This is a genomic window from Robertmurraya sp. GLU-23, from assembly GCF_052983275.1.
This window is the reverse complement of the sequence record NZ_JBRKCV010000022.1, coordinates 42,441-68,419: the sequence shown is the minus strand read 5'-3', so window position 1 is coordinate 68,419 and position 25,979 is coordinate 42,441. Positions and strand designations below refer to the sequence as shown.

Annotated in this window: 20 protein-coding genes, 24 tRNA genes, 2 rRNA genes and 1 riboswitch; of the genes, 43 read left to right on the top strand and 3 right to left on the bottom strand. The window is 38.9% G+C overall.

All coding sequences use genetic code 11. The annotated features are described in order from the left end of the window. From ACVBAX_RS23065 to ACVBAX_RS22895, 35 genes are all read left to right on the top strand, one after another. A 23S ribosomal RNA gene (locus tag ACVBAX_RS23065) occupies positions 1–171 on the top strand; the annotation flags it as partial. 190 nt (positions 172–361) lie between these two features. Further along, a 5S ribosomal RNA gene (rrf, locus tag ACVBAX_RS23060) occupies positions 362–477 on the top strand. 44 nt (positions 478–521) lie between these two features. Then, positions 522–596, top strand: a tRNA-Glu gene (locus ACVBAX_RS23055). A gap of 89 nt (positions 597–685) precedes the next feature. Further along, positions 686–758, top strand: a tRNA-Val gene (locus tag ACVBAX_RS23050). 44 nt (positions 759–802) lie between these two features. Next, a tRNA-Thr gene (locus tag ACVBAX_RS23045) sits at positions 803–878 on the top strand. 9 nt (positions 879–887) lie between these two features. Continuing rightward, positions 888–963, top strand: a tRNA-Lys gene (locus tag ACVBAX_RS23040). A 30-nt stretch (positions 964–993) separates the two neighbouring features. After that, positions 994–1,078: transfer RNA gene (locus tag ACVBAX_RS23035), tRNA-Leu, on the top strand. Between the two features lie 34 nt (positions 1,079–1,112). Then, positions 1,113–1,187, top strand: a tRNA-Gly gene (locus ACVBAX_RS23030). A gap of 12 nt (positions 1,188–1,199) precedes the next feature. Then, positions 1,200–1,288: transfer RNA gene (locus ACVBAX_RS23025), tRNA-Leu, on the top strand. Positions 1,289–1,403: 115 nt separating this feature from the next. Further along, positions 1,404–1,480: transfer RNA gene (locus ACVBAX_RS23020), tRNA-Arg, on the top strand. Positions 1,481–1,493: 13 nt separating this feature from the next. After that, a tRNA-Pro gene (locus ACVBAX_RS23015) sits at positions 1,494–1,570 on the top strand. 14 nt (positions 1,571–1,584) lie between these two features. Continuing rightward, a tRNA-Ala gene (locus tag ACVBAX_RS23010) sits at positions 1,585–1,657 on the top strand. Between the two features lie 54 nt (positions 1,658–1,711). Beyond that, positions 1,712–1,788, top strand: a tRNA-Met gene (locus tag ACVBAX_RS23005). Between the two features lie 7 nt (positions 1,789–1,795). Further along, positions 1,796–1,888, top strand: a tRNA-Ser gene (locus ACVBAX_RS23000). 22 nt (positions 1,889–1,910) lie between these two features. After that, positions 1,911–1,984 (top strand) — tRNA-Met (locus ACVBAX_RS22995). 33 nt (positions 1,985–2,017) lie between these two features. Beyond that, positions 2,018–2,093: transfer RNA gene (locus tag ACVBAX_RS22990), tRNA-Asp, on the top strand. A 139-nt stretch (positions 2,094–2,232) separates the two neighbouring features. Next, positions 2,233–2,308: transfer RNA gene (locus ACVBAX_RS22985), tRNA-Phe, on the top strand. Positions 2,309–2,338: 30 nt separating this feature from the next. Further along, positions 2,339–2,422: transfer RNA gene (locus tag ACVBAX_RS22980), tRNA-Tyr, on the top strand. Positions 2,423–2,427: 5 nt separating this feature from the next. After that, positions 2,428–2,503 (top strand) — tRNA-His (locus ACVBAX_RS22975). A gap of 23 nt (positions 2,504–2,526) precedes the next feature. Beyond that, a tRNA-Gln gene (locus ACVBAX_RS22970) sits at positions 2,527–2,598 on the top strand. A 4-nt stretch (positions 2,599–2,602) separates the two neighbouring features. Then, positions 2,603–2,676, top strand: a tRNA-Cys gene (locus ACVBAX_RS22965). Positions 2,677–2,687: 11 nt separating this feature from the next. After that, a tRNA-Gly gene (locus ACVBAX_RS22960) sits at positions 2,688–2,761 on the top strand. Between the two features lie 6 nt (positions 2,762–2,767). Next, positions 2,768–2,844 (top strand) — tRNA-Ile (locus ACVBAX_RS22955). Between the two features lie 34 nt (positions 2,845–2,878). Further along, positions 2,879–2,953, top strand: a tRNA-Asn gene (locus ACVBAX_RS22950). A gap of 13 nt (positions 2,954–2,966) precedes the next feature. Further along, positions 2,967–3,057: transfer RNA gene (locus ACVBAX_RS22945), tRNA-Ser, on the top strand. Between the two features lie 10 nt (positions 3,058–3,067). Further along, positions 3,068–3,141, top strand: a tRNA-Arg gene (locus ACVBAX_RS22940). A gap of 198 nt (positions 3,142–3,339) precedes the next feature. Continuing rightward, the gene (locus ACVBAX_RS22935) at positions 3,340–3,729 is read left to right on the top strand and encodes a VOC family protein (RefSeq protein ID WP_447119156.1); all 390 of its coding nucleotides are present in this window, start codon (positions 3,340–3,342) and stop codon (positions 3,727–3,729) included. Between the two features lie 64 nt (positions 3,730–3,793). After that, complete coding sequence (locus ACVBAX_RS22930) at positions 3,794–5,050, top strand: SpoIID/LytB domain-containing protein (protein WP_447119154.1); 1,257 nt, start codon at positions 3,794–3,796, stop codon at positions 5,048–5,050. 108 nt (positions 5,051–5,158) lie between these two features. Continuing rightward, on the top strand, positions 5,159–5,557 hold the full coding sequence (locus tag ACVBAX_RS22925) for a VOC family protein (protein ID WP_447119152.1): 399 nt from the start codon (positions 5,159–5,161) through the stop codon (positions 5,555–5,557). A gap of 29 nt (positions 5,558–5,586) precedes the next feature. Then, positions 5,587–6,240, top strand: a complete 654-nt coding sequence (locus ACVBAX_RS22920; RefSeq protein ID WP_447119150.1) for a DUF1801 domain-containing protein — start codon at positions 5,587–5,589, stop codon at positions 6,238–6,240. Positions 6,241–6,324: 84 nt separating this feature from the next. Then, on the top strand, positions 6,325–7,032 hold the full coding sequence (locus ACVBAX_RS22915) for a DNA alkylation repair protein (protein WP_447119148.1): 708 nt from the start codon (positions 6,325–6,327) through the stop codon (positions 7,030–7,032). Positions 7,033–7,288: 256 nt separating this feature from the next. Continuing rightward, positions 7,289–7,489, top strand: a complete 201-nt coding sequence (locus tag ACVBAX_RS22910) for a cold-shock protein (RefSeq protein WP_066052309.1) — start codon at positions 7,289–7,291, stop codon at positions 7,487–7,489. Between the two features lie 393 nt (positions 7,490–7,882). Beyond that, a riboswitch (SAM riboswitch) is annotated at positions 7,883–7,990 on the top strand. A gap of 122 nt (positions 7,991–8,112) precedes the next feature. After that, positions 8,113–9,225 (top strand): sugar ABC transporter substrate-binding protein, encoded by a 1,113-nt coding sequence (locus ACVBAX_RS22905; RefSeq protein WP_447119145.1) that lies wholly within the window; start codon positions 8,113–8,115, stop codon positions 9,223–9,225. Positions 9,226–9,494: 269 nt separating this feature from the next. Next, positions 9,495–10,997, top strand: a complete 1,503-nt coding sequence (locus ACVBAX_RS22900) for a sugar ABC transporter ATP-binding protein (RefSeq protein WP_430776979.1) — start codon at positions 9,495–9,497, stop codon at positions 10,995–10,997. A 1-nt stretch (position 10,998) separates the two neighbouring features. Beyond that, the gene (locus tag ACVBAX_RS22895; protein ID WP_447119143.1) at positions 10,999–12,000 is read left to right on the top strand and encodes an ABC transporter permease; all 1,002 of its coding nucleotides are present in this window, start codon (positions 10,999–11,001) and stop codon (positions 11,998–12,000) included. 98 nt (positions 12,001–12,098) lie between these two features. On the opposite strand, the gene ACVBAX_RS22890 is transcribed toward ACVBAX_RS22895, so the two are convergent. Then, positions 12,099–12,746 (bottom strand): cupin domain-containing protein, encoded by a 648-nt coding sequence (locus ACVBAX_RS22890; RefSeq protein ID WP_447119141.1) that lies wholly within the window; start codon positions 12,744–12,746, stop codon positions 12,099–12,101. 205 nt (positions 12,747–12,951) lie between these two features. Between ACVBAX_RS22890 and ACVBAX_RS22885 the strand changes: the two genes are divergently transcribed. Together ACVBAX_RS22885 and ACVBAX_RS22880 are read left to right on the top strand one after the other, a co-directional pair. Next, positions 12,952–13,944 (top strand): LacI family DNA-binding transcriptional regulator, encoded by a 993-nt coding sequence (locus ACVBAX_RS22885; RefSeq protein ID WP_447119139.1) that lies wholly within the window; start codon positions 12,952–12,954, stop codon positions 13,942–13,944. Between the two features lie 150 nt (positions 13,945–14,094). Further along, entirely contained in the window at positions 14,095–15,828 is a 1,734-nt protein-coding gene (locus ACVBAX_RS22880) for a WG repeat-containing protein (RefSeq protein WP_447119137.1), read from the top strand. Positions 15,829–15,873: 45 nt separating this feature from the next. On the opposite strand, the gene ACVBAX_RS22875 is transcribed toward ACVBAX_RS22880, so the two are convergent. Both ACVBAX_RS22875 and ACVBAX_RS22870 read right to left on the bottom strand, forming a co-directional pair. Beyond that, positions 15,874–16,641: a YibE/F family protein gene (locus tag ACVBAX_RS22875; RefSeq protein ID WP_447119135.1), complete on the bottom strand. Its 768-nt coding sequence runs from the start codon at positions 16,639–16,641 to the stop codon at positions 15,874–15,876. After that, entirely contained in the window at positions 16,638–17,777 is a 1,140-nt protein-coding gene (locus tag ACVBAX_RS22870; protein WP_447119133.1) for a YibE/F family protein, read from the bottom strand. The genes ACVBAX_RS22875 and ACVBAX_RS22870 overlap by 4 nt, the downstream gene beginning before the upstream one ends. A 164-nt stretch (positions 17,778–17,941) precedes the next feature. On the opposite strand from ACVBAX_RS22870, the gene ACVBAX_RS22865 reads away from it, so the two are divergent. The 6 genes from ACVBAX_RS22865 (at position 17,942) to ACVBAX_RS22840 (ending at position 25,856) form a co-directional block, all read left to right on the top strand. Continuing rightward, positions 17,942–18,721 (top strand): Cof-type HAD-IIB family hydrolase, encoded by a 780-nt coding sequence (locus tag ACVBAX_RS22865; protein WP_447119131.1) that lies wholly within the window; start codon positions 17,942–17,944, stop codon positions 18,719–18,721. 128 nt (positions 18,722–18,849) lie between these two features. Beyond that, complete coding sequence (locus ACVBAX_RS22860) at positions 18,850–20,217, top strand: PepSY-associated TM helix domain-containing protein (protein WP_447119129.1); 1,368 nt, start codon at positions 18,850–18,852, stop codon at positions 20,215–20,217. A gap of 16 nt (positions 20,218–20,233) precedes the next feature. Next, a complete protein-coding gene (locus tag ACVBAX_RS22855; protein WP_447119127.1) occupies positions 20,234–20,695 on the top strand; it encodes a FixH family protein in 462 nt (153 codons plus the stop codon). Positions 20,696–21,149: 454 nt separating this feature from the next. Beyond that, the gene (locus ACVBAX_RS22850) at positions 21,150–22,928 is read left to right on the top strand and encodes a cache domain-containing sensor histidine kinase (RefSeq protein WP_447119125.1); all 1,779 of its coding nucleotides are present in this window, start codon (positions 21,150–21,152) and stop codon (positions 22,926–22,928) included. Then, a complete protein-coding gene (locus ACVBAX_RS22845; RefSeq protein ID WP_447119123.1) occupies positions 22,922–24,526 on the top strand; it encodes a response regulator transcription factor in 1,605 nt (534 codons plus the stop codon). Before ACVBAX_RS22850 ends, ACVBAX_RS22845 begins: the two co-directional genes overlap by 7 nt. A gap of 4 nt (positions 24,527–24,530) precedes the next feature. Next, the gene (locus ACVBAX_RS22840) at positions 24,531–25,856 is read left to right on the top strand and encodes an ABC transporter substrate-binding protein (protein ID WP_447119121.1); all 1,326 of its coding nucleotides are present in this window, start codon (positions 24,531–24,533) and stop codon (positions 25,854–25,856) included. Positions 25,857–25,979 lie beyond the last annotated feature (123 nt).

Below are 25,979 nucleotides of genomic sequence, written 5' to 3'. Positions count from 1 at the left end.
GCGGAAGGGATAAGTGCTGAAAGCATCTAAGCATGAAGCCCCCCTCAAGATGAGATTTCCCATAGCGCAAGCTAGTAAGATCCCTGAAAGATGATCAGGTTGATAGGTCAGAGGTGGAAGCGCGGTGACGTGTGGAGCTGACTGATACTAATCGATCGAGGACTTAACCAAGATGCGGAAACGGCTTGGTCAGGGACGACAGGCATAAGATGAAGACCGTAAGAGGTCCTGACCTCTGAAGGGCTTTAGCTTATGACCCCGAGTCCCTAGCCGTTGGAGCTCGTTTTCCGCGAAGTAGATACTCATTCTTTTGACTTTGACACTTTATCTAGTTTTGAAGGAACAACCTTCAATTAAATAGTCTGGTGGCGATAGCGAAAAGGTCACACCCGTTCCCATACCGAACACGGAAGTTAAGCTTTTCAGCGCCAATGGTAGTTGAGGGTTTCCCTCTGTGAGAGTAGGACGTCGCCAGGCTTGTCCCTATTGGGACTATTATTTTTGTCTAAAATATATAGTTCGGCCCCTTGGTCAAGCGGTTAAGACACCGCCCTTTCACGGCGGTAACACGGGTTCGAATCCCGTAGGGGTCACCATATTTTTTTACGAAGTAAAAATAACCAAGTTTTTTTACGAAGTAAAAATAACCAAGTTTTTCCACTTTGTGATAAAAACATTTCATTTCGGAGGATTAGCTCAGCTGGGAGAGCACCTGCCTTACAAGCAGGGGGTCGGCGGTTCGATCCCGTCATCCTCCATCAAGACTATTTTTCACAAAACTGAAAAATAGTCTTCCTAATAAGCCGGCGTAGCTCAATTGGTAGAGCAACTGACTTGTAATCAGTAGGTTGGGGGTTCAAGTCCTCTCACCGGCACCACTTTATACCGAGCCATTAGCTCAGTCGGTAGAGCATCTGACTTTTAATCAGAGGGTCGAAGGTTCGAGTCCTTCATGGCTCACCATTTTTCTTAAATAATGTAGGCTATTATTATGCGGGTGTGGCGGAATTGGCAGACGCACTAGACTTAGGATCTAGCGCCGCAAGGCGTGGGGGTTCGACTCCCTTCACCCGCACCAAAGTTTTTTGCGTTAGCAAAATAACTTACCATATGCGGAAGTAGTTCAGTGGTAGAATACAACCTTGCCAAGGTTGGGGTCGCGGGTTCGAATCCCGTCTTCCGCTCCAAGAACTTCTTTTGCCGGGGTGGCGGAACTGGCAGACGCACAGGACTTAAAATCCTGCGGTAGGTGACTACCGTACCGGTTCGATTCCGGTCCTCGGCACCAAAGCTTTTTGCAAAGCAAAATAGGTTTCATTTCTTACGAAGTAAATATCCTTCCATAGATTGTAAAGCAAAATAGCTGTCCTTAACACACTAATATAATTAACATTATAATACATGCGCCCGTAGCTCAATTGGATAGAGCGTCTGACTACGGATCAGAAGGTTATGGGTTCGACTCCTTTCGGGCGCGCCATATTAGTTTTAATCGGGGAGTAGCTCAGCTTGGTAGAGCACTTGGTTTGGGACCAAGGGGTCGCAGGTTCGAATCCTGTCTTCCCGACCATCTAACTTTATTATGGGGCCTTAGCTCAGCTGGGAGAGCGCCTGCCTTGCACGCAGGAGGTCAGCGGTTCGATCCCGCTAGGCTCCACTTAGATTTTTTCACGAAACGTAGTGTAGTGAAAAGCTATTTTAAATTAACTTTGGCGGTGTAGCTCAGCTGGCTAGAGCGTACGGTTCATACCCGTGAGGTCGGGGGTTCGATCCCCTCCGCCGCTACCAAAGATACGGAGGTATACCCAAGTCCGGCTGAAGGGATCGGTCTTGAAAACCGACAGGCGGGTCAAACCGCGCGGGGGTTCGAATCCCTCTACCTCCTCCATTTTTTAAAAAAATAATATTGTCGCGGGGTGGAGCAGTCTGGTAGCTCGTCGGGCTCATAACCCGAAGGTCGCAGGTTCAAATCCTGTCCCCGCAATTAAGTTGCTTCAAGGAAACTTGAAAAAACTTTGGTCCCGTGGTGTAGCGGTTAACATGCCTGCCTGTCACGCAGGAGATCGCCGGTTCGATCCCGGTCGGGACCGCCATTTTAAGTAAATACGGCTCAGTAGCTCAGTCGGTAGAGCACGATGAATAAGCTTCATAGAAATAGCATCCAGCGTACCGATTTGAAAAATTGGGACGAAGGACTAAGAAAAACGGTATCTAGGGTATTATAATAAATATGGCTCAGTAGCTCAGTCGGTAGAGCAAAGGACTGAAAATCCTTGTGTCGGCGGTTCGATTCCGTCCTGAGCCACCATTAATTTTATTGCACATATAATTCCAATCTGGAGGGGTAGCGAAGTGGCTAAACGCGGCGGACTGTAAATCCGCTCCCTTGGGTTCGGCGGTTCGAATCCGTCCCCCTCCACCATCATGGCGGTTGTGGCGAAGTGGTTAACGCATCGGATTGTGGTTCCGACATTCGTGGGTTCGATTCCCATCAGTCGCCCCATTATTATTTATAAATTTCTTCAATGGGCTATAGCCAAGCGGTAAGGCAACGGACTTTGACTCCGTCATGCGTTGGTTCGAATCCAGCTAGCCCAGTCATGGCAGCATAGCCAAGTGGTAAGGCAGAGGTCTGCAAAACCTTTATCCCCGGTTCAAATCCGGGTGTTGCCTCCAATTTAATATTTGCGGGTGTAGTTTAATGGTAAAACCTCAGCCTTCCAAGCTGATGTCGTGAGTTCGATTCTCATCACCCGCTCCAAATAAGGGGCCTATAGCTCAGCTGGTTAGAGCGCACGCCTGATAAGCGTGAGGTCGATGGTTCGAGTCCATTTAGGCCCACCAGATTTTTTACGATAGCAGAATAATCTTTCAATGTTCCGCAGTAGCTCAGTGGTAGAGCAATCGGCTGTTAACCGATCGGTCGTAGGTTCGAGTCCTACCTGCGGAGCCATTTTTATGTCTATGGGGAAGTACTCAAGAGGCTGAAGAGGCGCCCCTGCTAAGGGTGTAGGTCGGGTAACCGGCGCGAGGGTTCAAATCCCTCCTTCTCCGCCAGTCTATATATGCGCCTTTAGCTCAGCTGGATAGAGCATACGCCTTCTAAGCGTACGGTCAGAGGTTCGAATCCTCTAAGGCGCGTAATATAACAAAGTAAAAAACGCTTATTGGGCGTTTTTTTTTTTTTGTTTTTTTATCTTTAAATAAAATATTTACTTTATGACTTTTCAGCAAACCTTGAAGAATAGCAGGTGGGTGGATGGTTTGGACTCACTTCCATAAAGGGGGTTTTTTGAGTAAGATAAAAATAATTCAGTTGAATAGAAAGAGGTGAACGTTTTGATTAAATATAAAAGTCTACATCATGTAAGTCTTACTGTTACAGATTTGGAAAGAGCAAAAGATTTCTATGGGAAAGTTTTATGTTTAAAAGAAATACCACGGCCAGACTTTGATTTTTCAGGTGCATGGTTCGAAATAGAGGGACAGCAACTCCACTTGATCGTCGATCCCTTTTCACAGACGATTCGGCAGGATAAAAGCTTATCCAGCAGAGAAGGGCACTTTGCCCTCAGAGTCGAGAACTACTATGACACTCTTACGTGGTTAAAACAGAATAAAGTGGAACTCCTTGAAAAACCATACGGAAAGAGTGGTTTTGCACAAATTTTCTGTGCTGATCCAGATGGTAATTTAGTTGAACTAAATGTTAATCAAAAAGAATTATAAAAGCATCCCTTTGTAGAATGGAGCTTCAGGAATAATCAGTTTACACATTATAAATAATATGAGTATGAAAACTTTAATTCTAATGATTTTCACAGGTTTTTTACTAATGTTCTCTAATGAAGTGCAAGCCGAAGAGATGATTTCAGTGAAATTAAGAAATTATATCGGAGACACCTCTAAATTACCATTTCACATAAAAGGAACTTATTCAACATTAGATCCAGCATTGATGATAACGGAAGGGGTTGAATATACACTATCATTTAAAGGTGGGGAAATGTTTCTCACTTGTGGTGAGTCAACAACGGAAATAGCTAGCCCGTTCATTTTATATCCTGAATCTTATGATGAAAAGCATCTAATCTACATTAATGGCAGGCCTTATATGGGTGCGGTAGAATTTAATATAGAAGAAAAAAACATTAGACCAGTTAATCAAATACTATTAGAGGATTACTTACAGGGTGTTGTTCCATTTGAAGTGTATCCCGAATGGAATATAGAGGCCTTAAAAGCACAAACGTTAGCTGCTCGTACTTATACCATCACCCATAAGACCCCCCAACTTGACGACACCATTCAATATCAAGTCTACGGCGGGTATAATCAATTCAATAAAACAAAAAGAGCTGTAAATGATACGAAAGGAGAAATCATTACTTTTCAAGAAAAACCCATAAGTGCTTTTTATTCTGCGAGTAATGGTGGAATAACAGAAAGTAATAAAAATGTATGGGGTGGCAATCCAAGTCCGTATTTCCCAATCAAACAAGATCCATATGACCCGATTCAACCTTGGGAGTTTACATTACATAAAACACAAATAGATTTGGATGAAATCAGATTGAAGGGTTGGAATGAATTAAAGGAGAAAGATGGAAAAATTAGCGTATCTATTAAAAAATGGCTTAATAGAAATGGATATGAAGGTGACATAAAAATTTTAAGTATTCCTTTTTTTGCTATCGATAAGGTTAAAAACGAATCACAAAGGTCGATGATAGGCTCGATTCAAATCGAATTTATGAGAAGGTTGATTGATGGAACCATTATTTTTGAAAAAGTCTCATTGGATCATGTTGAATTAAAAAAAATTCGACCAATGATAGGTGGAGGTCATTTTAGAAGTTATTTAGTAAGTTCGTTTGAAATGAACCCAACTTCTTACAAAGTAAGTGGCAAAGGTCATGGTCATGGAGTTGGTATGAGTCAATGGGGTGCAAACGAAATGGCAGAGAAGGGAAAATCCTACAAAGATATTTTAGGGCACTATTATCCAGGAACACAAGTTAAAGTCATTAAAACCTTCCCAGATAATTAAAATGATGATATCTTTCAGGTATCATCATTTTTTTGCCTTAAGAATAATAATTAATCAAACTTGGCTGTAGAGAAATATTAATATTTCTAATTTGAGGAGCTGAACTTAATGGGAAAAGTTACACCATTCTTAATGTTTCAAGATGGCAAAGCAGAAGAAGCTATGAATTATTACATATCTATTATTGAGGAATCAGAAATTACAAGTATTGTTCGCTATGGAGCGAATGAATCTGGAGATGAAGGAACGGTAATGCAGGCTACTTTTTCTTTAAAAGGGCAAGAATTTATGTGTATAGATAGTAATTTAAAGCATCAGTTTACATTTACTCCATCCTTCTCAATTTTTGTTACATGTGATACTGAAGAAGAAATAAACAACGTTTATCACAAACTGATCGAGGGTGGACAAGCACTTATGCCAATTGGTGATTATGGTTTTAGTCAAAGGTTTGGTTGGCTAAATGATCGCTTTGGGGTATCATGGCAACTAAATCTTCCATCGTGAAACTAATTTTTATATAGGGAGAGAACAACATGGCAATGGGTAAACTGAATCCTAAGGTTGATGATTATTTAAGTAAAACTAAAAAATGGAAGGAAGAATCTGAGAGGTTGAGACATATTGTTCTTGACTGTGATCTGACCGAAGAATTTAAATGGATGCATCCTTGTTACACGTTTAATAACAAAAATGTCGTATTAATTCATGGATTTAAAGAATATTGTGCGCTTCTGTTTCACAAAGGTTCCTTATTAAAAGATCCCCATGGAATTCTTGTCCAACAAACCGAGAATGTACAGGCAGCGCGCCAGATTCGGTTCACCAGTCTTCAAGAAATAGTGGAACTAGAACCCATTTTGAAAGCGTATATCCATGCAGCTATTGAAGTTGAAAAAGCGGGTTTGGAAGTGGATTTAAAAAAGCATACAGAATTCATCATTCCTGAAGAACTTCAAAATAAATTCGAAGAAACACCAGACTTGAAAACTGCATTTGAGGCATTGACACCGGGACGACAGAGAGCATACATTCTTTATTTTTCTCAACCCAAACAATCAAAAACTCGAGTGTTAAGGATTGAAAATTGTATGGAGAAAATTTTCAGTGGAAAGGGCTTAAAGGATTGCACTTGTGGACTATCTCAAAAAATGCCCTCCTGTGACGGCTCACACAAGAACATTCGATAAGATCATATTAATTAATGTTTATTTTTAGCTGCAGGTAATGGTTATAATGAAATGGATGAAAATAAAGGAAGGACGTACATAGCTATGGATTTTCAAACAGTGATGCAGGAACTTGAAGCTCTCGGTAAGGAACGAACGAAAAAAATGTATATTTCCAATGGTGCACACGAGCCCTTGTTTGGCGTGGCTACAGGTGCTATGAAACCAATTGCAAAGAAAATAAAAATAAATCAAGAACTAGCTGATGAGCTATATGCCACAGGTAACTACGATGCAATGTACTTTGCAGGCATTATTGCAGACCCGAAAGCTATGACTGAATCTGATTTTGATCGTTGGATGGACGGAGCGTATTTTTATATGCTGTCTGATTACGTGGTGGCAGTCACTTTATCAGAGTCAGATATTGCACAAGAAGTGGCGGATAAATGGATTGCAAGTGGTGACGAGTTGAGAATGTCAGCTGGGTGGAGTTGCTACTGCTGGCTTTTAGGAAATCGCAAAGACAAGGAATTTTCCGAAAGTAAGATTTCCAATATGCTTGATATGATAAAAAATACGATTCATAATTCGCCAGAACGAACTAAATCAGCTATGAATAATTTTGTATACACCGTAGGGATTTCCTATTTGCCGCAACATGAAAAGGCGGTTGAGACCTCAAAGGAAATAGGAATCGTAGAAGTTAAACGGGACAATAAAAAAAGCAGTTTACTAAACGCATACGAAAGTATTCAAAAAGAAATGGATAGAGGGAAGCTTGGTTTCAAACGCAAGTATGTGAGATGTTAAAAATCGTTTTGATGTATAAATGCCTTTTATAGATATTCTTATTTAGACGTATGTAGGTTTTTTAGTTTGCTTTTCTCGTAACCTGCAGGATACTGAGGATATGTTCTTGCAAATACTTATAAAAAATGTTAAACTTTAGAAGAATTATTTTTGTTCGGTGTAAAGGATAGTATAAGATTAACTTTTCGTCTTGATGATCACTGAGTCCAAGGATAGTAACACATTGTGTGTAAAGCACACAGCAGGAGGAAACAAAATGGAACAAGGTAAAGTAAAATGGTTTAACGCAGAAAAAGGTTTCGGATTTATCGAGCGTGAAGCCGGAGAAGACGTATTCGTTCATTTCTCAGCTATCCAAGGCGAAGGTTTTAAATCTTTAGACGAAGGTCAAGCAGTTACTTTTGACGTTGAGCAAGGTCAACGTGGAGCTCAAGCAGCTAACGTGCGTAAAGCTTAATAATAAAAACAAACTAAGCAGGCTCTTTTTAGAGTCTGTTTTTTTCTTTTTATATACAAGGATCCCCACTCACTGAGTGAGTGGGGCACAATGTAAGCAAGTAAATCAAATGGTAGATAAAGTGTATCACATCCTAACGAATTCACCTAATTATGTTTGTGTTAATTATAGCTTTCAATTCCGCTAAAGTTCACCAATTTGTCGGAGACGGTGATAATCTTTATTAGAGTAAAGTGGACCTTTTGATGGGCTTAATACATACGAAGAATCTATTGTTGCTATCTTTGGAAAAATACACCTATTAATAATATTTAGAAAATACTATTGACATTTTGTTAATAGAATATTAAATTAAGTTTTATACTTTATTAAAGTAAATGAATAAAATACGTTCTCTTATCAAGAGTGGCAGAGGGACTGGCCCGATGACGCCCAGCAACCGTTCCGAATGGAATTGGTGCTAAATCCTGCAAAACAAGAAATTGTTTTGAGAGATAAGAGAGGAGTAGTCCTTATTTTGTGATGAAACCTCTCTTTTCTGGAGAGGTTTTTTATATTTTATAAAAACTCTCCTAAGAGCAACGTTGGTAAGAAGACAAAAAACAAAAAGGGGAGAAAGAATCATGAAGAAGAAATTTTTAAGAAGTGCATTTGTATCAGCGATCGCTGCAACACTTTTGCTTACAGGCTGTGCAACAGGGGGAGAAACAAAGGAAGCAACAGGATCGAACACACCGATTGAAGGTGTACCTGACCGCTTTGCAAATGGGGACCAACCGAAAATCAAAGTTATTCGTAAAATTGGTGGAGACGATCACACAGCACAATTCTTAGCTGGTGCAAAACAAGAAGGTGAAGCATTAGGATTCCAAGTGGATGTATTTACTGCAAATGGAGATACAGCGAAATTTCATGATGCGATTAACCAAGCGTTAACTCAAGATTATGATGGATTTATTATTTCTCACGGGGACGATGATGCTACCGTGAATGACATACAGAAAATTGTTGACGCAGGAAAGAGTGTAGTCGCATTTGACTCGAATGCAAATTTAACTAGTGTTGATGGTGTCACTCTAGTATCACAGGATGATGAAGCATTAGCTACTCTATCATTGGACCAATTAGTAAAAGAAACAAAAGGTGAAGCCAATATTGCTTACCTATGGGTGGACGGATTCCCACCTATGGTTAGACGAAATAAGGTTTATGAAGAGGTTTTAGCAAATAATCCTGGAATAAAAGAAGTGGAGCGCTTTGGGGTAGCAGCAGCTGACACTAGTGTTCAAACTCAAAATGCCGTTGCCGCAATGTTAAATAAATACCCTAAGGGTGAACTTGATGCGATTTTTGCAACATGGGATGCTTTTGCTATCGGTGCAGCTCGTGCGTTAAAAGAAGCTGGCAGAGAAGAAGTGAAAATCTATGGAATCGATGTTTCAAATGCTGATTTGCAGGAAATTCAAAGAGAAGGCAGTGCTTGGAGATATACCGCAGCTGTTGATCCTAAGTTGATAGGTTCAGTAAATATGAGAATACTCGCAAAGAAATTAGCAGGAGAGGAAACACCACAAACGTATGATTTGGAAGCTTCACTAATCTCTCAAGAAGACCTTCAAAAATCAAAAGATCCGGTTAATATGGTCAATCTAACTGAAATCATTGAAGGATGGGGCCAATCATCAGAATTTGAGGAAGACTGGATGAAGACACTAAAGGAACATTATAAGAAGTAAGGGACTTGTAGATAGACACTCTCTTTTTAAAAGGCTGTTTTCGTAAAGTTTGTTGTTTTGTAAAAAGCCCTAATGCCGGCTTTTTACCCGTGTATTCAATCTTACTCTTTAAATATAGAGCCCCTGTTTTCTAAAACGTTCAATGGACTTATGACTTTTTAGAAAATAAGTGTTTTATTTCAATAAAGTAGTGCTAAAAGCAACAATGTTTTAGAAAACAGCTTTTTAAAAAGAAAAAAAGAGTGTCTCTTTGAAAGGACAGTGACATCATGACCACTTTAAAGATGAAGAATGTCTCAATTGAATTTCCGGGTGTTAAAGCATTAAATGAGGTGGATTTTTCAGTTGAAAGCGGGAGAACTCATGCCTTAATCGGAGCCAATGGTGCTGGGAAATCAACGTTGATGAAGGTTCTTGCAGGGGCATATGGCCACTATACTGGTGAAATCACAATGAATGGACAACCTATGACCATTCGTTCTCCAAAAAGTGCCATGGATTCTGGAATTCAAATTGTATATCAGGAAGTGGATACAGCTCTGATCCCCAACTTAACGGTTGCTGAAAATATCATGTTAATGGACACGGTCCATAACATGGGAAAGAAGCAATGGGTCAATTGGAAAAGCCTGCATTCGAAAGCGGCCGCCATCCTAGTAGAAATGAATTTGACTCTTCCTACTAAAAAACTAGTAAGTGAATTGACATTGGCAGAAAAACAAATGGTTTTGATCGCTAGAGCAGTGTCGAAAGAATGTAAATTTCTCATTTTGGATGAGCCGACAGCACCTCTTAGTCATACAGAAACAAATGAATTATTTCGTATAGTAAAAGAATTAAAGAGACGTGATGTTGGAATTATTTTTATATCGCACCGACTACCAGAGATTTTTGAGATTTGTGATGACATTACGATTATGAGAAATGGGGAAGTAGTCGAGCGACAGAGAATTTCGGATACCACCCAAAACAAAGTAGTGGAGCATATGCTTGGTCAAAAACTCGGTGAACAGTTTCCTGATAAATTCATGACCATTGGAGACACATTCCTTGAAGTAAAAGGACTTACAGTTAGAGATAAGATTAAAGATTTCAGCATGAATGTCAGAGCAGGAGAGATTGTGGGAATCGCCGGGCTTGTAGGTGCCGGTAAGACCGAGTTCTGTAAAGCCCTGTTCGGGGCTGAAGGCGAATTAATAGCAGGAGAAGTCAAGGTGAACGGAAAAAGGGTTAGCGTTAAAAATCCATATGAAGCGGTTAAGAATGGACTTGCCTTGGTCCCTGAAGAGCGCCGAAAAGAAGGTATTCTTGTATATGAGTCGGTTGAATCAAATTTAACTGTAGCGAATTTACGACGTTTTTCAAAGGAATTTAATTTCTTGGATCGTAAAAAAGAAAAGTTAGTTGCAAAAGCAATGATCAATCGTCTGGGAATAAAGACACCGTCAGAAGAAACAAAGGTTCAAAATCTTTCTGGTGGTAATCAACAAAAGGTTGCCATTGGAAAGTGGCTGGTAGCCGAGGCTGATGTCTATATTTTTGATGAGCCAACTAAAGGTGTAGACGTTGGCGCAAAAAAGGATATTTTTAACCTAATTGCTGAGCTTGCAAGTCGTGGAAAGGCGATTATTTATGCATCATCTGAAGCTTCTGAGATCATGGGAATTACGAATCGGGTTTATGTTCTTTATGATGGAAAGTCAGTGAAGGAACTAGAAACAAACTCAACAAATGAAGAAGAACTATTATTCTATTCAACAGGGGGTAGGTAAGATGGAGACAAACATAACAGCTAAGAAACAGACCCCGGTAAAAACGTCATTTGATCTTTTCCAGTTTTTTTATAAATATGGAACGATTATTACGATCATTGCACTCATTATCATATTTTCATTGGCCAATCCAGCCTTTATCCAGGGAAATAATATTGTAAATATACTGCGTTCCATTTCAATTGTAACCATCATTGCAATCGGAATTACAATCAGTTTAACGGTTGATGGCTTCGATCTTTCCGTTGGATCGGTGGCCTCCTTATCAAATGCAATCGTTATTTCCATGTTTGTCTGGTTTTCACAAAATACCTTTGTAGCCATTATCTCGGCAATTGCTGCTTCATTAATTGTAGGGATATTGAATTCCATTATGATTGTAAAAATGCGGATTCCTGATATGTTAATGACGCTTGCAACCATGTTCATTATTCAAGGAACGGCATTGACCTATACAAAGGGAGCGACTGTTTCACAAAACATGGTGTTGCCTGATGGAACCATGGCAGAAGGTCTGATTAGTCCGTTTTTTTCGAAAATCGGCCAGGTACCGTGGATTATTTTGATCATGGTCGTTGTCGTTGTAGTGGTTCATATCTTTTTAACGTACACGAAACACGGAAGATACATGTATGTGATCGGGGGAAATAAAGAAGCAGCAAGACTATCAGGAATACCGGTAAATAAATACAAAGTGGCAGCCTACCTGCTATCGGCGCTTTTTGCCGCGATTGGAGGAATTGTCTTAGCTTCACGGGTTATGACATCTGAAATCAACTCAGGTGCCCCTTACTTAATGGATTCTGTAGCAGCTGCTTTTATCGGTTTTTCCGTTTTAGGTGCCGGTAAGCCAAATGCATTTGGAACCTTCGTAGGTGCTGTGTTGATCGGGATTTTAGCAAACGGCCTTGTGATGATGTCTGTCCCTTACTACGCAATGGACATCGTAAAGGGAACGGTCTTAGCATTTGCATTGGCAATCACATATTATAAACAAAAATAATAGTTAAAGAGGCCTATTCAATGTGAATGGGCCTATTTTTATTTTTAAAATGAAAAATCATGGTTTCATATGTCTAGAATTGCATTAATTTACATCTATTAACCCCAATATTGCTGATAATGGTGACCGTATAGTGGCTGTGGATATTGCCGGATATATCGGGATTGTTCATGAAGTTGATTTAGAGGTTGATAATGGCTATGATTCGTTGATCTATTACAATCCTTGTATGGACCTATATATGTGGATGGTTTAACTGCTGAAATGGCTTGTTTCCACTGATTTTCGTCAACACAATAGGTATGCGACATGATTTTTGCAGGGGTAAATTTCAAAATATCAGAACCTAAAATAACTTCTGGAGTCGGTGCATTAAAAATAGCCAAAAGATGAGTATTATCGACTAATGCTATTTCATAATGCCACCATCCCTGTGGAACATTTGCGACTTGTCCAGGTGTAATGGTGTAATTCAGTATTTGTTTTGTAAAAGGATTTAGAATTGATACAGTAGCAGAACCAGAAATACAGTATACCAGTTCAGCTGCATTTTGGTGATAGTGCGGTTCTACAACATTATTCGTACTGAGGAAAATATCTAAGAGAGATACATTTTCAAGTGTATTCAACTGTTTTATACCTAATATATTAATATAGTTTTTATTATCTTTAATGAACAAGGGACTTTTATTGATATCAAAAGTAAACTGAGTTGTTGGTGATGTATAATCCATATATGAAACCATAAATCTTTTTCACCTCTGTTATTTAAACATAGACTTCTAGGCATGTTATGCAAGAGTAGTTTGTTAGGTGTACACTTTTGTAGGGTAAATTCAAAATGTAAAATCATAAATAAAAAATTTTCCTTCTAACTAGTAAAAAAATTTACTTGTTAGGGTGGAGGTTGAATCGTATAATATGGGTATGGATAATTGGAGGTAATTGACAATGGCAACAATTAAAGATATTGCAGAACAGGCGGGTTTTTCGATTTCAACTGTTTCCCGTGTGTTGAATAATGATGAGAGCCTTTCTGTACCAGATGAAACACGTGAGAAAATATATGACGTAGCTGAGAAGCTTAATTATAGAAGAAAAACGGTTCGGCAGTTAGTAAATAATATCGCCTTTTTGTATTGGCTGACAGATCAAGAAGAGCTTGAAGATGTTTACTTTAAAACGATGAGGCTTGAAATAGAAAAGTGGGCAAAAAAGTTTAATGTGGAGCTTACCACGTACAAAATCGCAGATGGAATAGCCAAAATCCCTGATACGATCAAGGGTTTTATAGCAGTGGGTTCTTTTACAGAGAAAGAATTAAATCGTCTCAAAAGCATTACGCCAAATGGTGTTTTCATTGATACGACACCAGATGCTGTTCACTATGATTCCGTTAGACCTGACCTTTCTGAAATGACAAAAAGAGCAGTGGATTTCTTTATTGACAAGGGGCATATTAGGATCGGCTTCATCGGAGGAACGTATCATAATCCTAATACAGGGCTTGAAGAAATGGATATTCGAGAAAGAACATTTCGTGCCTATATGGATGAGAAGGGTCATTTGAATGATCGTTATGTATTCTGCCGGAGAGGCTTTTCCGTGGATAACGGGTATAACCTTATGAAGAATGCCATTGATACATTGGGAGATGAATTACCTACTGCTTTTTACATAGCGGCAGATCCGATCGCGGTTGGTTGTTTACAGGCTTTAAATGAGTATGGAATTGCCATACCAGGACGAGTCAATCTCATTAGCATAAATAATATTAGTATTGCAAAGTATGTTTCTCCACCTCTTACGACTTTTCATATTGACTTAATGGAGTTATGTAAAAATGCCGTACAGTTATTGCTTGAAAGAGTGGTAGAAAAGCGCAAAATTGTTAAAACACTATACCTTGGTTCTGAATTAGTGATTAGAAAAAGCACGGAATAAGAATGGATTATTAGTAAAATATGAATATTTTTTCTAGTAAAAGCGCTTCTGTTAATAACACAGAAACGCTTTTTTAATAAAGGACAAAATACACAATTATTGAAACGCCCCATATGCTATTGAAAAATGTTCATATGGAGTGAAAGATACATGGAAAATCACCGTGTCGTGTATGAGTTATTTCCAGCTTCGATTAGAACCATAGAGGGGATCCAATGGGGATATATCAATAATATAGGGCAATTTGTTGTCCCTCCTCAATATGAGGAAGTAAATGAATTCCAACCGAACGGGCTGGCAATCGTATGGCTAAACGGTCGTGCAGGTATAATCGACCAAAAGGGCAAGTTTGTCGTTCGTCCCATTTATCATTCCATTTATCCCTTTTCTGAAGGTCGTGCATTTGTATTTGAGGATGAAAAAGGCTATAGCGTAATTAATGAGAAAGGAGAAATTCTAAATGACAAGCCCTATCCGTTTTCGTATATTGGTGATTTTCAGGAACAACGAGCTGTTATTCAGGAATTTGTAAATAGAACGGAATTTCTTTATGGCTATCTAGATTCTAGTGGGAACATAATCATTCCTCCTCAATATACCTACGCACATGATTATCATGACGGTAAAGCAGTAGTTGGAATGAAAGACGGTACATCTGCAATTATTGGGCTGGAAGGTGAGATACTTACTACCTATCCTTATGAACAAATGGGTCCGTTAAGTGAGGGCTTGATTTCCTTTAGGAAAAAAGCTCAAGACAAAGCTGGGTATATAAATGAAGCACGGAAGGTCGTCATCCCTCCTCGCTTTTCGTATGCTGGTCCCTTTGAAAATGGCAGAGCCATTGTTAATGTCTCAGAGGATTATAAAAATCAATATGGACTTATTGATAAAACAGGAGCTTATATTATTGAACCCAAATACCATGATATTCAACTACTAGGGGGAGAGCGGGCTTCTGTAGCTAAAGCGATTGACCCGGAGTATCCTCATGCGGGCACGATTTTCGCACTTGTGGATACGACTACGGGTTTATTTTTAACGGATTTTAGTTATGACAGTATGAATGAATATGAAGGAAAATATAGCAGCGTTACAAAAGGGATAGCCTCATATTTTATCAATTTAAACGGCAGACGAGCTTGGAATCTACCTGTAATTCATGGAGTAGGAATACTTAGTTTGAAAGACCATTTGATTCAAGCCTTTGTCGATGAACGATATTCATATTTTAATCAATATGGGCATCTCATTTGGGCACAAAACTCCATTCTTCCCTTAAATGGCTCCCTTTTTATTCATGAAGGAAAGTATAGACCGACTAAAGATTTTCTAGTCTATTATCCACAAATGGTTGGAATGACGGATAAAGAAGCCCAGTCCAAAGTTAACCAAGTGTTAAGAGAAACATCAAGAGTGAAGAAATTACCTGAAAACGAGCCGTTATACTATAGTTATTCTGGCGATTTTATTGTCCAATTTTTCAAGAAACATTTACTCGTTTTGGAATTGACAGGATATGAGTATCCCTTTGGTGCAGCCCATGGTATGCCATCAAAAAAAAATATTCCCATTGATCTAAATATGGGCCGTATCTATGGATTAAAGGATTTATTTAAGCCTGACAGTAATTATGTATACGTACTGAGTGAGATCATAAGAAAGCAAATCCAGCAACAAGAGGATTCCTATATTAACGAAGAAGATTATAAAGGTATAGTAGAAAACCAGCCTTTTTATATTACACAAGAGGCGCTGGTCATCTATTTTCAACCCTATGAAATCGCAGCCTATGCTCTAGGATTCCCAGAGTTTAAAATCTATTATCAAGACATAATGAGTGTAATTAATGAGACAGGAGCCTTTTGGCGCTCTTTTCAATGATGGAAAAAAAGGGCTTGTGTGTACCTGTGTACACGAAGCCCATGATTAATAAGATTTTTCTCTCGTTTTATCTAAATAATATGCAGTGATCCAAGAGGTAATCGGTATAATTAAGGCTACTCCTATTCCTGCACAAAGGATGTTGATCATTTCAGAACTGAATATTTTTGAATTGACAATGTCTCCTAGTGAGTAAGATAGGTCTTTAAACCAAATTAGCATGGCCAAGTATCCGCCAAAGAAGGCGAAAAATAATGTGTTTGTATTGGTTCCGAGTATATCTCTACCAATGCTGATTCCAAATGAGAATAAATCCTTCCTACTCACCTGCTGATTATGATTGTAGAGCTCACGCATAGGAGAAGCAATGGAAATGGCCACATCGATAATGGCTCCTATCGTACTCATAATGATCATGGCCGCCCCAATCTTTACAAAGTCGACTCCTAAATACAAAGAGAACATGCTAAGTTCTTCTGTTTCTTCTTCTCCAAATCCTTGAATCATTGATTTTTCAGTAACAATCACAATGAAAAATAGCAAAATAGCCAAGGTGATAATGGTAGAAACAAAAGCAGTGATGGTTTTATTATTTACATCATTGATAAAAAAGAGATTAATACAACTAATGATTGTACAGGCAATTAAGGTAAGAATAATTGGGTTTGCACTTGGATCAGTCATGATAAGGATGGTCAAAAGAAGGACAGCAAAGTTTAAAAATAAAGCAATAAAAGACTTTGCTCCTTTTTTTCCTCCTATGACTACCATTAGAATAAATAAAATCGCTGCTAGACAGAATAAAGCATTCATGATTTTGCCCTCTTTCGGTTTACAAAAAAGATAGAAATATATAGACCGATCGGAATCGTTAATACAATTCCAATCCCACCAGCAAGGGCCCTAGCTAATTCTAGGGAAAGATTCATGGAAAGGGTGTATCCTAGTGGAGAACCATTTTTCATATACAAAATGAGCATCGGGATAGATCCACTTATATACGCGAAGAACAATATATTGGTCATCGTTCCCATCACATCTTTTCCGATTTCCATTCCAGAAGCTTTAAGCGCTTTTATTGATATATGGTTGTTTTTTTCGTACAACCCAAAGATAGAAGAAGACATAGTAATGGCTACATCCATTACAGCACCTAGAGATCCAACTAATATTCCCGCCATAAATACCGTTTGAGGAGGACGAGTTAAAAACTGCATTTCTTCGTAACGAAGGCCTTCTTCAGAAGTTAGCCACAGGACTAGATAAGCTATGAATAGAGAAACAAAGGTTGTTACAAGGGTGGCTATGACTGCTGCATAGGTTTTTTCATTAAAACCATTAACGAGTAATAAAGAGATGGCAGTAAATAAAATCGCACTGATACAGCAAGCGACTAACAAGCTGATGACTGATGTTTTAACATACAGATCTAAGGCATATGAGAGAATAATGGCATTGACTGCTAAGCTGATAATTGAAAACAACCCTTGCTTTTTTCCAACCATAAGCAAAGTAAAGATAAAAATCCATGCTACGATCAGCACGTATTTATCGCGTTTTACATTTTTTATGCTTCCCGTTAATACTCCATCTTCATTGGTATTCGTATCGATCCAAACAAACAGTTCATTTCCAACCTGATATTCTTGGTCATAGGCTCCTGAAGTGGAATATTGGTTGGTTAAATGGATCAGCTCTCCCTTTTTCTTTCCATTTTTTAATTCGGCTACCACTTGTTGTGTAAAGAGTTGATCTTCATTATTATGTATGTCCGTTACTTTGGTGGTATCTCCTAGTTTGGTCTCGATGACCTTCGCTATCGGGCGTTCATAGAATGAGTAATTGTTATTCACAAAAATAACGGAAGATACAAAACAAAGAGCTAGTATTAGGTACAACACTTTCTGTTTGTTAGTCCATTTTTTTAACTGGTTAAGTATAAGATTCAAGAATAAACCTCCATCTATCGGAATGGACTCAGTGTAAAACAATGGGATAAAAATAACAAGATATTAAGAGAACCGTCAAGTGAGCCTCTCTATAGGCTTTGGTTGTAAAAACATGACAACCTGATAAAATAGAACAATAATCTACATGGAAAGTTGGAGAGTTAATGACAAATCGTAGTGTGATTTTTTTTGATATCGACGGAACCTTACTTACCCATAATAAAGAGTTACCTTCCTCAACAAAAGAAGCGATTTTCACATTAAAAGAGCTGGGTCATGAGGTAGCGATTGCTACAGGAAGAGCTCCTTTTATGTTTGAAGATTTGAGACAAGAGTTGGATATCCATACATACGTAAGCTATAACGGTCAGTATGTTGTATTAAATGGAAACGTCTTACATACGAATCCTTTACATATTGAGTCGCTCGAAAAATTAACCGCTGCTGCTCTTGAGAATGATCATCCCGTTGTGTTTATGGACCATGAAGATATGAGAGCCAATGTACCAGAGCATGACTATATTAAACAGAGCATCGATACGTTAAAAATCGACCGTTTCCCTACGCATGATCCTCACTATTACAAAGGTCGTGACTTGTATCAAACCCTACTTTTCTGTACCGAAGGGGAGGAAAAGCAATACGCAGAGCAATATGATGCGTTTGATTTTGTCCGGTGGCATCCTGTTTCCTTAGACATCGTGCCAAAGGGTGGATCAAAAGCAAGGGGGATCCAAAAAATCGTAGATGCGCTCGGATTTCCAGCTGAAAGTCAATATGCTTTTGGTGATGGACTTAATGATTTGGAAATGCTCTCCACAGTGAAAAACAGTGTAGCTATGGGGAATGGAGAGGAACAAGTAAAAGAAGTGGCTAGGTTCGTTACCAAGTCAGTTGAAGAAGATGGTATCCTCCACGGACTTAAAATGGTGGGTCTATTATAGAAGTAGAAGGGATGGGATCTGTGTAGATTCTATCTCTTTTTTTTATAAATTTCATACTTATATCACAATTGAACGGTAAACTTAGTCACGGTATTAAATATGACATTGTTCAAAAAGGAGATCTATAAGTGGAAACGGTTATCAACACTACAACTAAATCAGATGCACAACAAAAATCATCTCTATATCGAGCTGTGTGGAGATGGCATTTTTATGCTGGAATTATTGTTGCGCCTTTTTTAATCATCCTTGCCGTTACGGGTTCTATCTATTTATTTAAGCCACAGATCGAACAGGTGATATATCAAGATTTATTCGAGGTTACGCCACAGGGTGAAAAAATTCCGGCATCGCAACAAATAGAAGAAGTAAAGAGGCTATATCCTGACGCAGTGATATCTAAATATCGGCCGGGAGAAAATGCTACACGTTCGAGCGAGGTAGGTCTCACAGTAAATGATCAATCATTAACCGTCTTTGTTGATCCGTATACGGGAAAATCCACAGGTGAATTAAATAGTGAGGATCGCATCATGGATAAAATAGAGGAATTTCACGGCGAATTAATGATGGGAACCATTGGAGATAGAATAGTAGAATTAGCTGCATGCTGGACCATCGTATTGATGGTTACAGGCCTTTATTTATGGCTTCCTAGGAAGAAGCTGAATATGTCAGGTGTCCTTTATATGAGATGGAATAAAGGAAGAAGTACTTTAGCTAGAGACCTACATGTTGTTCCTGCTTTTTGGATAACCGCAGGGATGCTATTTCTGGTTATGACGGGGCTCCCTTGGTCCGGTTTTTGGGGAACTCAGTTTCAAACGATTGCTACCAACTCTGGGGCAGGATATCCACCTTCCGTTTGGATAGGAAATGCACCTGTCTCAACCGTTACGAAAGATATTGCAGAGGTTCCTTGGGCAGCGGAGACATTAGATGTACCGGTTTCAGAAGTACAAGGTTTCATCCCCGTATCGATCGATGAAGTGGTTCAGATTGCAAACCGTGAAGGGGTACACCCTAGTTATACGGTCTTTCTTCCAAAAGAACCAACGGGAGTGTACACTTTATCCGCTTTTCCGCCAAGAGCTGAAGACGAGATCACGATGCATATTGATCAATATACGGGTGCTGTGTTAACAGACTATCGATTTGATCATTATGGTTTAATTGGACAAGTTGTTGCACTAGGGATTACCTTGCATAAAGGAACGCAATTTGGGTTAATCAATCAGTTGGCAAGTCTTCTTATTTGCTTAGGAATCATCCTTGTTGCTGTTAGTGGATTTTATTTATGGTTGAAGCGGAAGCCGAAAAAAAGTATGGGCGCACCAAAATCGACTAGCATCAAAAATATGAAGTTATTTTTAGTTGTTTTAATAGGTTTGGGTATTCTGTTTCCTTTGGTTGGATTGTCCCTCATCGTCATTTTTCTGATGGATGTGCTATTGATTAAAAGAATCCCATTCTTGAAGAGGTTTTTGCATGCGTAACAAGGGAGATATAGCTATGAAAAAAGTGTTATTGATTGTAATCATCGGTCTGTTCCTTGGAGGATGTTCTCTTAAAGAGGAGGCGGCTGAATTATACTTGCAAGAACAACCCCTTTACGCAGAAGTTATTCTACCTGAAATGATAACAAGTGGGGAGCAAGTGCCAATCAAGGTCATTCTTACTCAAGATGGGAAAAAAATAGAAGAGGTAGATTCTGTGGAATTTGAAATGTGGAAACACGATGACACCATCCATGCTACGGTTGAACAACCGGGTAAACTAGAAGATGGAATATATGGAATCAACAAAACATTTGAGAGTGACGGGCTTTATTATATAAAAATTCATGCAAGTAAGGGTGAGGCAATCATCATGCCACAGGTTCAAGTGGTTGTTGGCGAACTTTCTAAGAGTGAGTTAGAATTCTTACAAAAAGGTCTTCCAGAAAAAGAGGAAGTCCATGAGCACCATCATTAATATAAGATTCCCGCATCTAGGATGACAAGGGGAGATCTTATCTGTTGGGGAATCAAGTTACGCAACCGAGCGGTTAAATAGACGGAAAAATTCCGCTTAATTAGCAAATACGACGAAAAATGGCATAAATAGACGGAGGAATTCCGCCTATTGACTCAAAAAACGTAAAAAAGGGGAGATTTTCTTTGCATAAGCGGAAAATCTCCCCTTATTTTACCCCTAAACGAGCTCCGTTCTGCACCTAGCCGGAAAACCTCCGCTTATTGGTTACTCGATTAAGGACAAGACATCCTATTTAACTCAAAAATCCAAGAAAACCGCATTGGATGCATGACGGTAATTTTATATAAATTACGTTTTTATATTTTCTGTTCCTATGTTCCAAAATACGACGATATGCTAAATTGGGTATAAGAAGTTTCTGTAAGGGTTTTCTTGCATGAGGAGGTGGGAAATGTTTTTTTCATTACGTAATCGATTATTTTTGGTTTTTACTTGTTTGTTGACCATTCCATTTGTCGTCTTCTCCTTCTTGGTTCCAAGTTGGTTTTCTTCTGTGATTGAAGAACAGACCCAGGATTTAACTGTGGAGATGATGGATCAATATTCGTTGTATATTCAATCGATTACCACGCAGGCAGAGGATTTAGGAAAACAAATACTTGTTAATCCAACGACATTGCAGTGGATGAAGACAGATAATGTATCATCAGATGTGACAAAAAATCAAAGATTATTAATCAGGAATCAAATGAAGAGTCTTCTAGCTTCTATGACGGTTAATAACTCAAATGGAATGTCTATCGGGGTCATGCTCAATGATGGTACAGGAGCATGGGGAAACAATCCCCTTTTAAAGCAGGAAACCTGGTATAAGGAGTATATAAGGGATGGGAACTCATTTGTCGCGTCCCATAGGGATCCCTATCAACCTACTCCAGGGAATATTAATAGTTATATATCTCCATTGATAGATATGAATACGCTCGCGTCCTATGGCATCATAAAGGTGAATTTTCCAACTGACTTGCTTGAGACGGCTTTAAATAAAAATAAGATCGGACAAAAGGGACATGCCTATTTGTTAAACAAACGAGGTGAGAATGTTTTAACAGGGGAGATTTCTACACCGAAACAGGTACTTTCGACTAGCCTATCAAAAATCAATAAAAGTAAAGAGAATAATGGATTGATAGAAGTAAAGGCGAACAATGAAACGTACTTCGTGTTTTATCAGAAATTATCAGTTGGTGGTTGGATTTTACTTAGCGAAGTAACGGAGTCTGACTTATTTTCAAAGGCAAATGATTTGCGCCATCGCATGCTTACGATCTCTGGAGTCGTATTCTTACTTACAATATTGGCCTCGTACATGCTTTCCTCCAATATTGTCAGTCCATTAGGAAAGTTGGCAAAAGCAATGGGTTTTATCGAAAGAGGAGATTTTGCCGGTGCTAAGCGGTTTATGCCAACGATTAAATCTCAAAATAATGAAGTTGGTTACCTAGTAAATGTATTCGGACATACAGTCGATCAACTAAAAACTAGAATTGAGACCGAATATGAGGCAAATATTCGGAGGAAGGATGCAGAATACAAAGCCTTGTTGCTACAGATTAATCCTCATTTTATGAATAATACACTAGAAATTATTGGTGGATTGGCAGCTCAAGGGAAAAATAGAGAAGTGATGAATGTTAGCGTTTATTTAGGACGAATGATGAGGTACTCTTTGAACACTCAAAATGATGTGGTCACTTTAGGGGAAGAAATGAGCTATATTCGCAGTTATACCAATATATTAAAGATGAGATATATGGACACCATTTCAATTACGATTGAAGAAGATAGCCTTGCCAAGCACCTACCAATCATTAAATTTATTCTCCAACCACTAGTAGAAAATGCCGTGAAATATAGCTTTAGTGAGAAAAGTTATGCGGATATCTTCATCCAAACAAAAATGCTTGATGACCAATTATTATTAATGGTTGAAGATAAAGGTGTGGGGATGACGGATGAAATGTTAGTCGATCTACTTCATCAGGAAGGTGCACTGGAATCAACAGATGTCCTACAAAGTAAAGGAACAAGCATTGGTCTTAGAAATGTACTCGGGCGTTTAAAGCTTTATTACGGGGAGGACTTTTCTTACCATATTGATTCTACCAAAGGGGAAGGGACAAAAATCCAGCTGTGTATTAAGTATAGTGGAGGTGACCCGAGATGTTGAAGGTACTCATCACGGATGACGAAAAGCAAGTGCGTATGGGGCTTCGGATGAAGATTGATTGGGAAGAAGAAGGCTTTGAAATCATTGGAGAGGCATCTAATGGAAAAGAAGCATTAGAATGGTTACGAACGATGAAGACAGACCTTGTCATCACTGATATGAGAATGCCTATTATGGATGGTCTTGAATTTGCTCAACGCTGCTTTGAAGAATTTCCACAGGTGAAAGTGATCGTACTGTCTGGCTACTCTGATTTTGAATATGTCAGAGGTTCCATGCAGAAGGGAGTAAAAGATTATTTATTAAAACCTGTTGCTCCAGATGAACTAGAAGAAACATTACGGAAAATTCGTAAAGAAACGGAAGAAGAGAAGAAAAAGCAGGCGGAAGCAGCCCAATTGAGACACCTCGCCATGACCCGACTCCAAGAAGTACAAGAACAATATTTGCTTTATTTAGTAAAGGAAGAGTGGACGGAGTCATCTATGGTAAAAGAAAGACTTCGACAACTCCATTTGGAAGACATGGCAAGTGAAAGCAGAGAGTTTCGTTTTATAACAGTCGAAATCAGGGATAAAAACGAGCAAGCGCATCGTTTAAAAGAACTATGGCTCCCGTTTCAAATGATGTGTAAAGAAATCGCTCATGGTGAAAAGGGATTGTATACGTTTTATGATCCTAGTTATGCAAATATGATTCATTTTATACAGGTGGTAGACAAAGAACATGATACGTTAACTAATCTGGTCAAAGATATTCAGAAGAATGTACAAAATCTCCTTCATTTAGAGACAGTGATTGGCTTGGGCAGTGTGGTAGGGGGAGTAGCTAACCTGAAGAATGGCTATATTTCTAGTTTATTAGCTTGGAGCAAGAGCCAATTAGGTTCTCATTCTCAAATTTGTGATGCGTCCCATTTGCAAGAAGACGATTTTGAATTTTCAACAGATATGGAAAGGAAATTGATCAATGCGGTCGAAACGGCCAATGTCGGATTGTTTAAGGCAAATGTAGAGACTCTTTTAGGAAGAAACGAAGCTCAGTCGATTATGGCCTTTTCCTTCCTCTCGAACCGAGTACTATTTTTATTAGGATCAGCTGCTCGTAAATATGATATGGAAACAAGGGACGTTCAGAACATGATGTGGAGTTGCCAGCAATGTATTTGGGAATTGAATTCTTTCCCTAAAGTGATTGAACAGCTGACAGAGTTAGGCCAACTGATTATTGAAAAAGTAAGAACGGCTCGATTTTCTAATGGGAAATTGATTATTGAGGGTGTCCGTCAGTACTTGGATCAGCATTATGCCAATGAAATCTCTCTTACCTTTCTATCAGAAATGTTTCATATTAATAGCGCCCATTTGTCAGAAACCTTTAAACATCAAGTGGGACAAAACTTCAGCGATTATCTTCTGAATGTAAGAATGGAAAAAGCAAAGGAATTCTTGAAGGACAAGCAGCTTAAGATCATTGATGTTGCTAATTTGGTTGGTTATTCGAACTCTGGATATTTTAGTACAGTTTTTAAAAAGCATTTTCAGCAAACACCTGTGGATTTTCGTCAGTCATACGAAGAAAAACTAGGAAGGATATGAACAGATGAAAAAACGGATGGCTTTCATTCTATCTTTCGTAATAATTCTTTGTCTGTTGTTAGTTGGTCTTTCCCTTTTTCAACCAGATAGTAAAGAAGAGGCAGAGACACAACCAAAGGCTGTACAAAAAAACGTGCTTACGTTTTGGAGAAACAGAGGAAATGATGCAGAAAATAAAGCTTATGAAGAGTTAGTTTCTTCATTTGAAAAGGCAAATCCGAATATCAAAATTCAGATGAAAACCATTCCTTACAGCGATTATGAAGTGAGACTTCGGACAGAAATTGCAACGGGCACACCTCCGGATATAATGGCTATTGATAGTCCGACGCTTGCTCTTTATGCCAATGCAGGATCACTCTTATCCATTGATAGCTACATGAAGAGTGAGGGAAGTATTGACGATTTCCCAACGTCTACATTAAGAGGGTTAAGCTATAATGACCAAATCTATTTAGCACCTATTGCAGAATCGAGCATTGCTCTCTTTTATAATAAGCATGTTCTGAAAGAGGCTGGGATTCCTTTCCCATCATCTAATCCAAATGAACCATTAACTTGGGACGAAGTGATTGAGATTGCCAAAAAGGTAACTAATCCGGAAAAAGGGATCATGGGTATTGATCCTGGCCAAGGATTTGGAGAAGGAGAGGCACCAGCTTACTTTAAAATGCCTTTCTTGTGGCAGTTTGGAGCCGATGTATTGAGTCCTGATGCAACAACAGCAAGTGGATATTTGGATTCAGAGAAGGCAATAGAGGCTCTACAATTATTCCAGGATTTCTATCACAAGCAAGGGGTTGCTTCAGTAGAAATGGGAACAGATGACTTTATTAAAGGAAAGCTCGCGATGACCGTATTAGGATCGTGGACACTTAAGGACTTTGAAAGAAATGCAGATTTTACTCTTGGGGAGGATTTTGGAGTAGCTCCTTTACCGAAGGGGGTGTACCAGGTGTCTCCTAATGGAGGGTGGGCATTAGGAATCTCATCTCAGTCCAAATATCCGAACGAAGCATGGAAATTTATTAAGTACGTAACTGGATATGAGGGAATGAAGAAATATGTCACGATTACAAGCGATCTGCCGGCCAGGTACTCCGTAGTAAAAGATATTCCGGAACTGAATCAGTATCCATTAAATATTTTTATCGAGCAAACGCTTAGGCACTCGCAAAACCGTCCAGTCACTCCAGCCTATCCTGTCGTAAGCAATGCCATTCGAGTTTTATTTGAAGACATCGGTATCGGAGGGAAGGATGTTCATATCTCGGCCAAAGAGGCTGTCGACAAGATTAATGCCGGAATACAGGAAATTCAGAAACCATAAAGGATGAATCCTCTAGCTAATAGGCTAGGGGATTTTTAATTTTGAAAACGATTCCAAATACCGAAAATTTTAAACATACAATTCCGAAGAACTCAAAATATCGTCTTTCCTCCTCCTGTTATA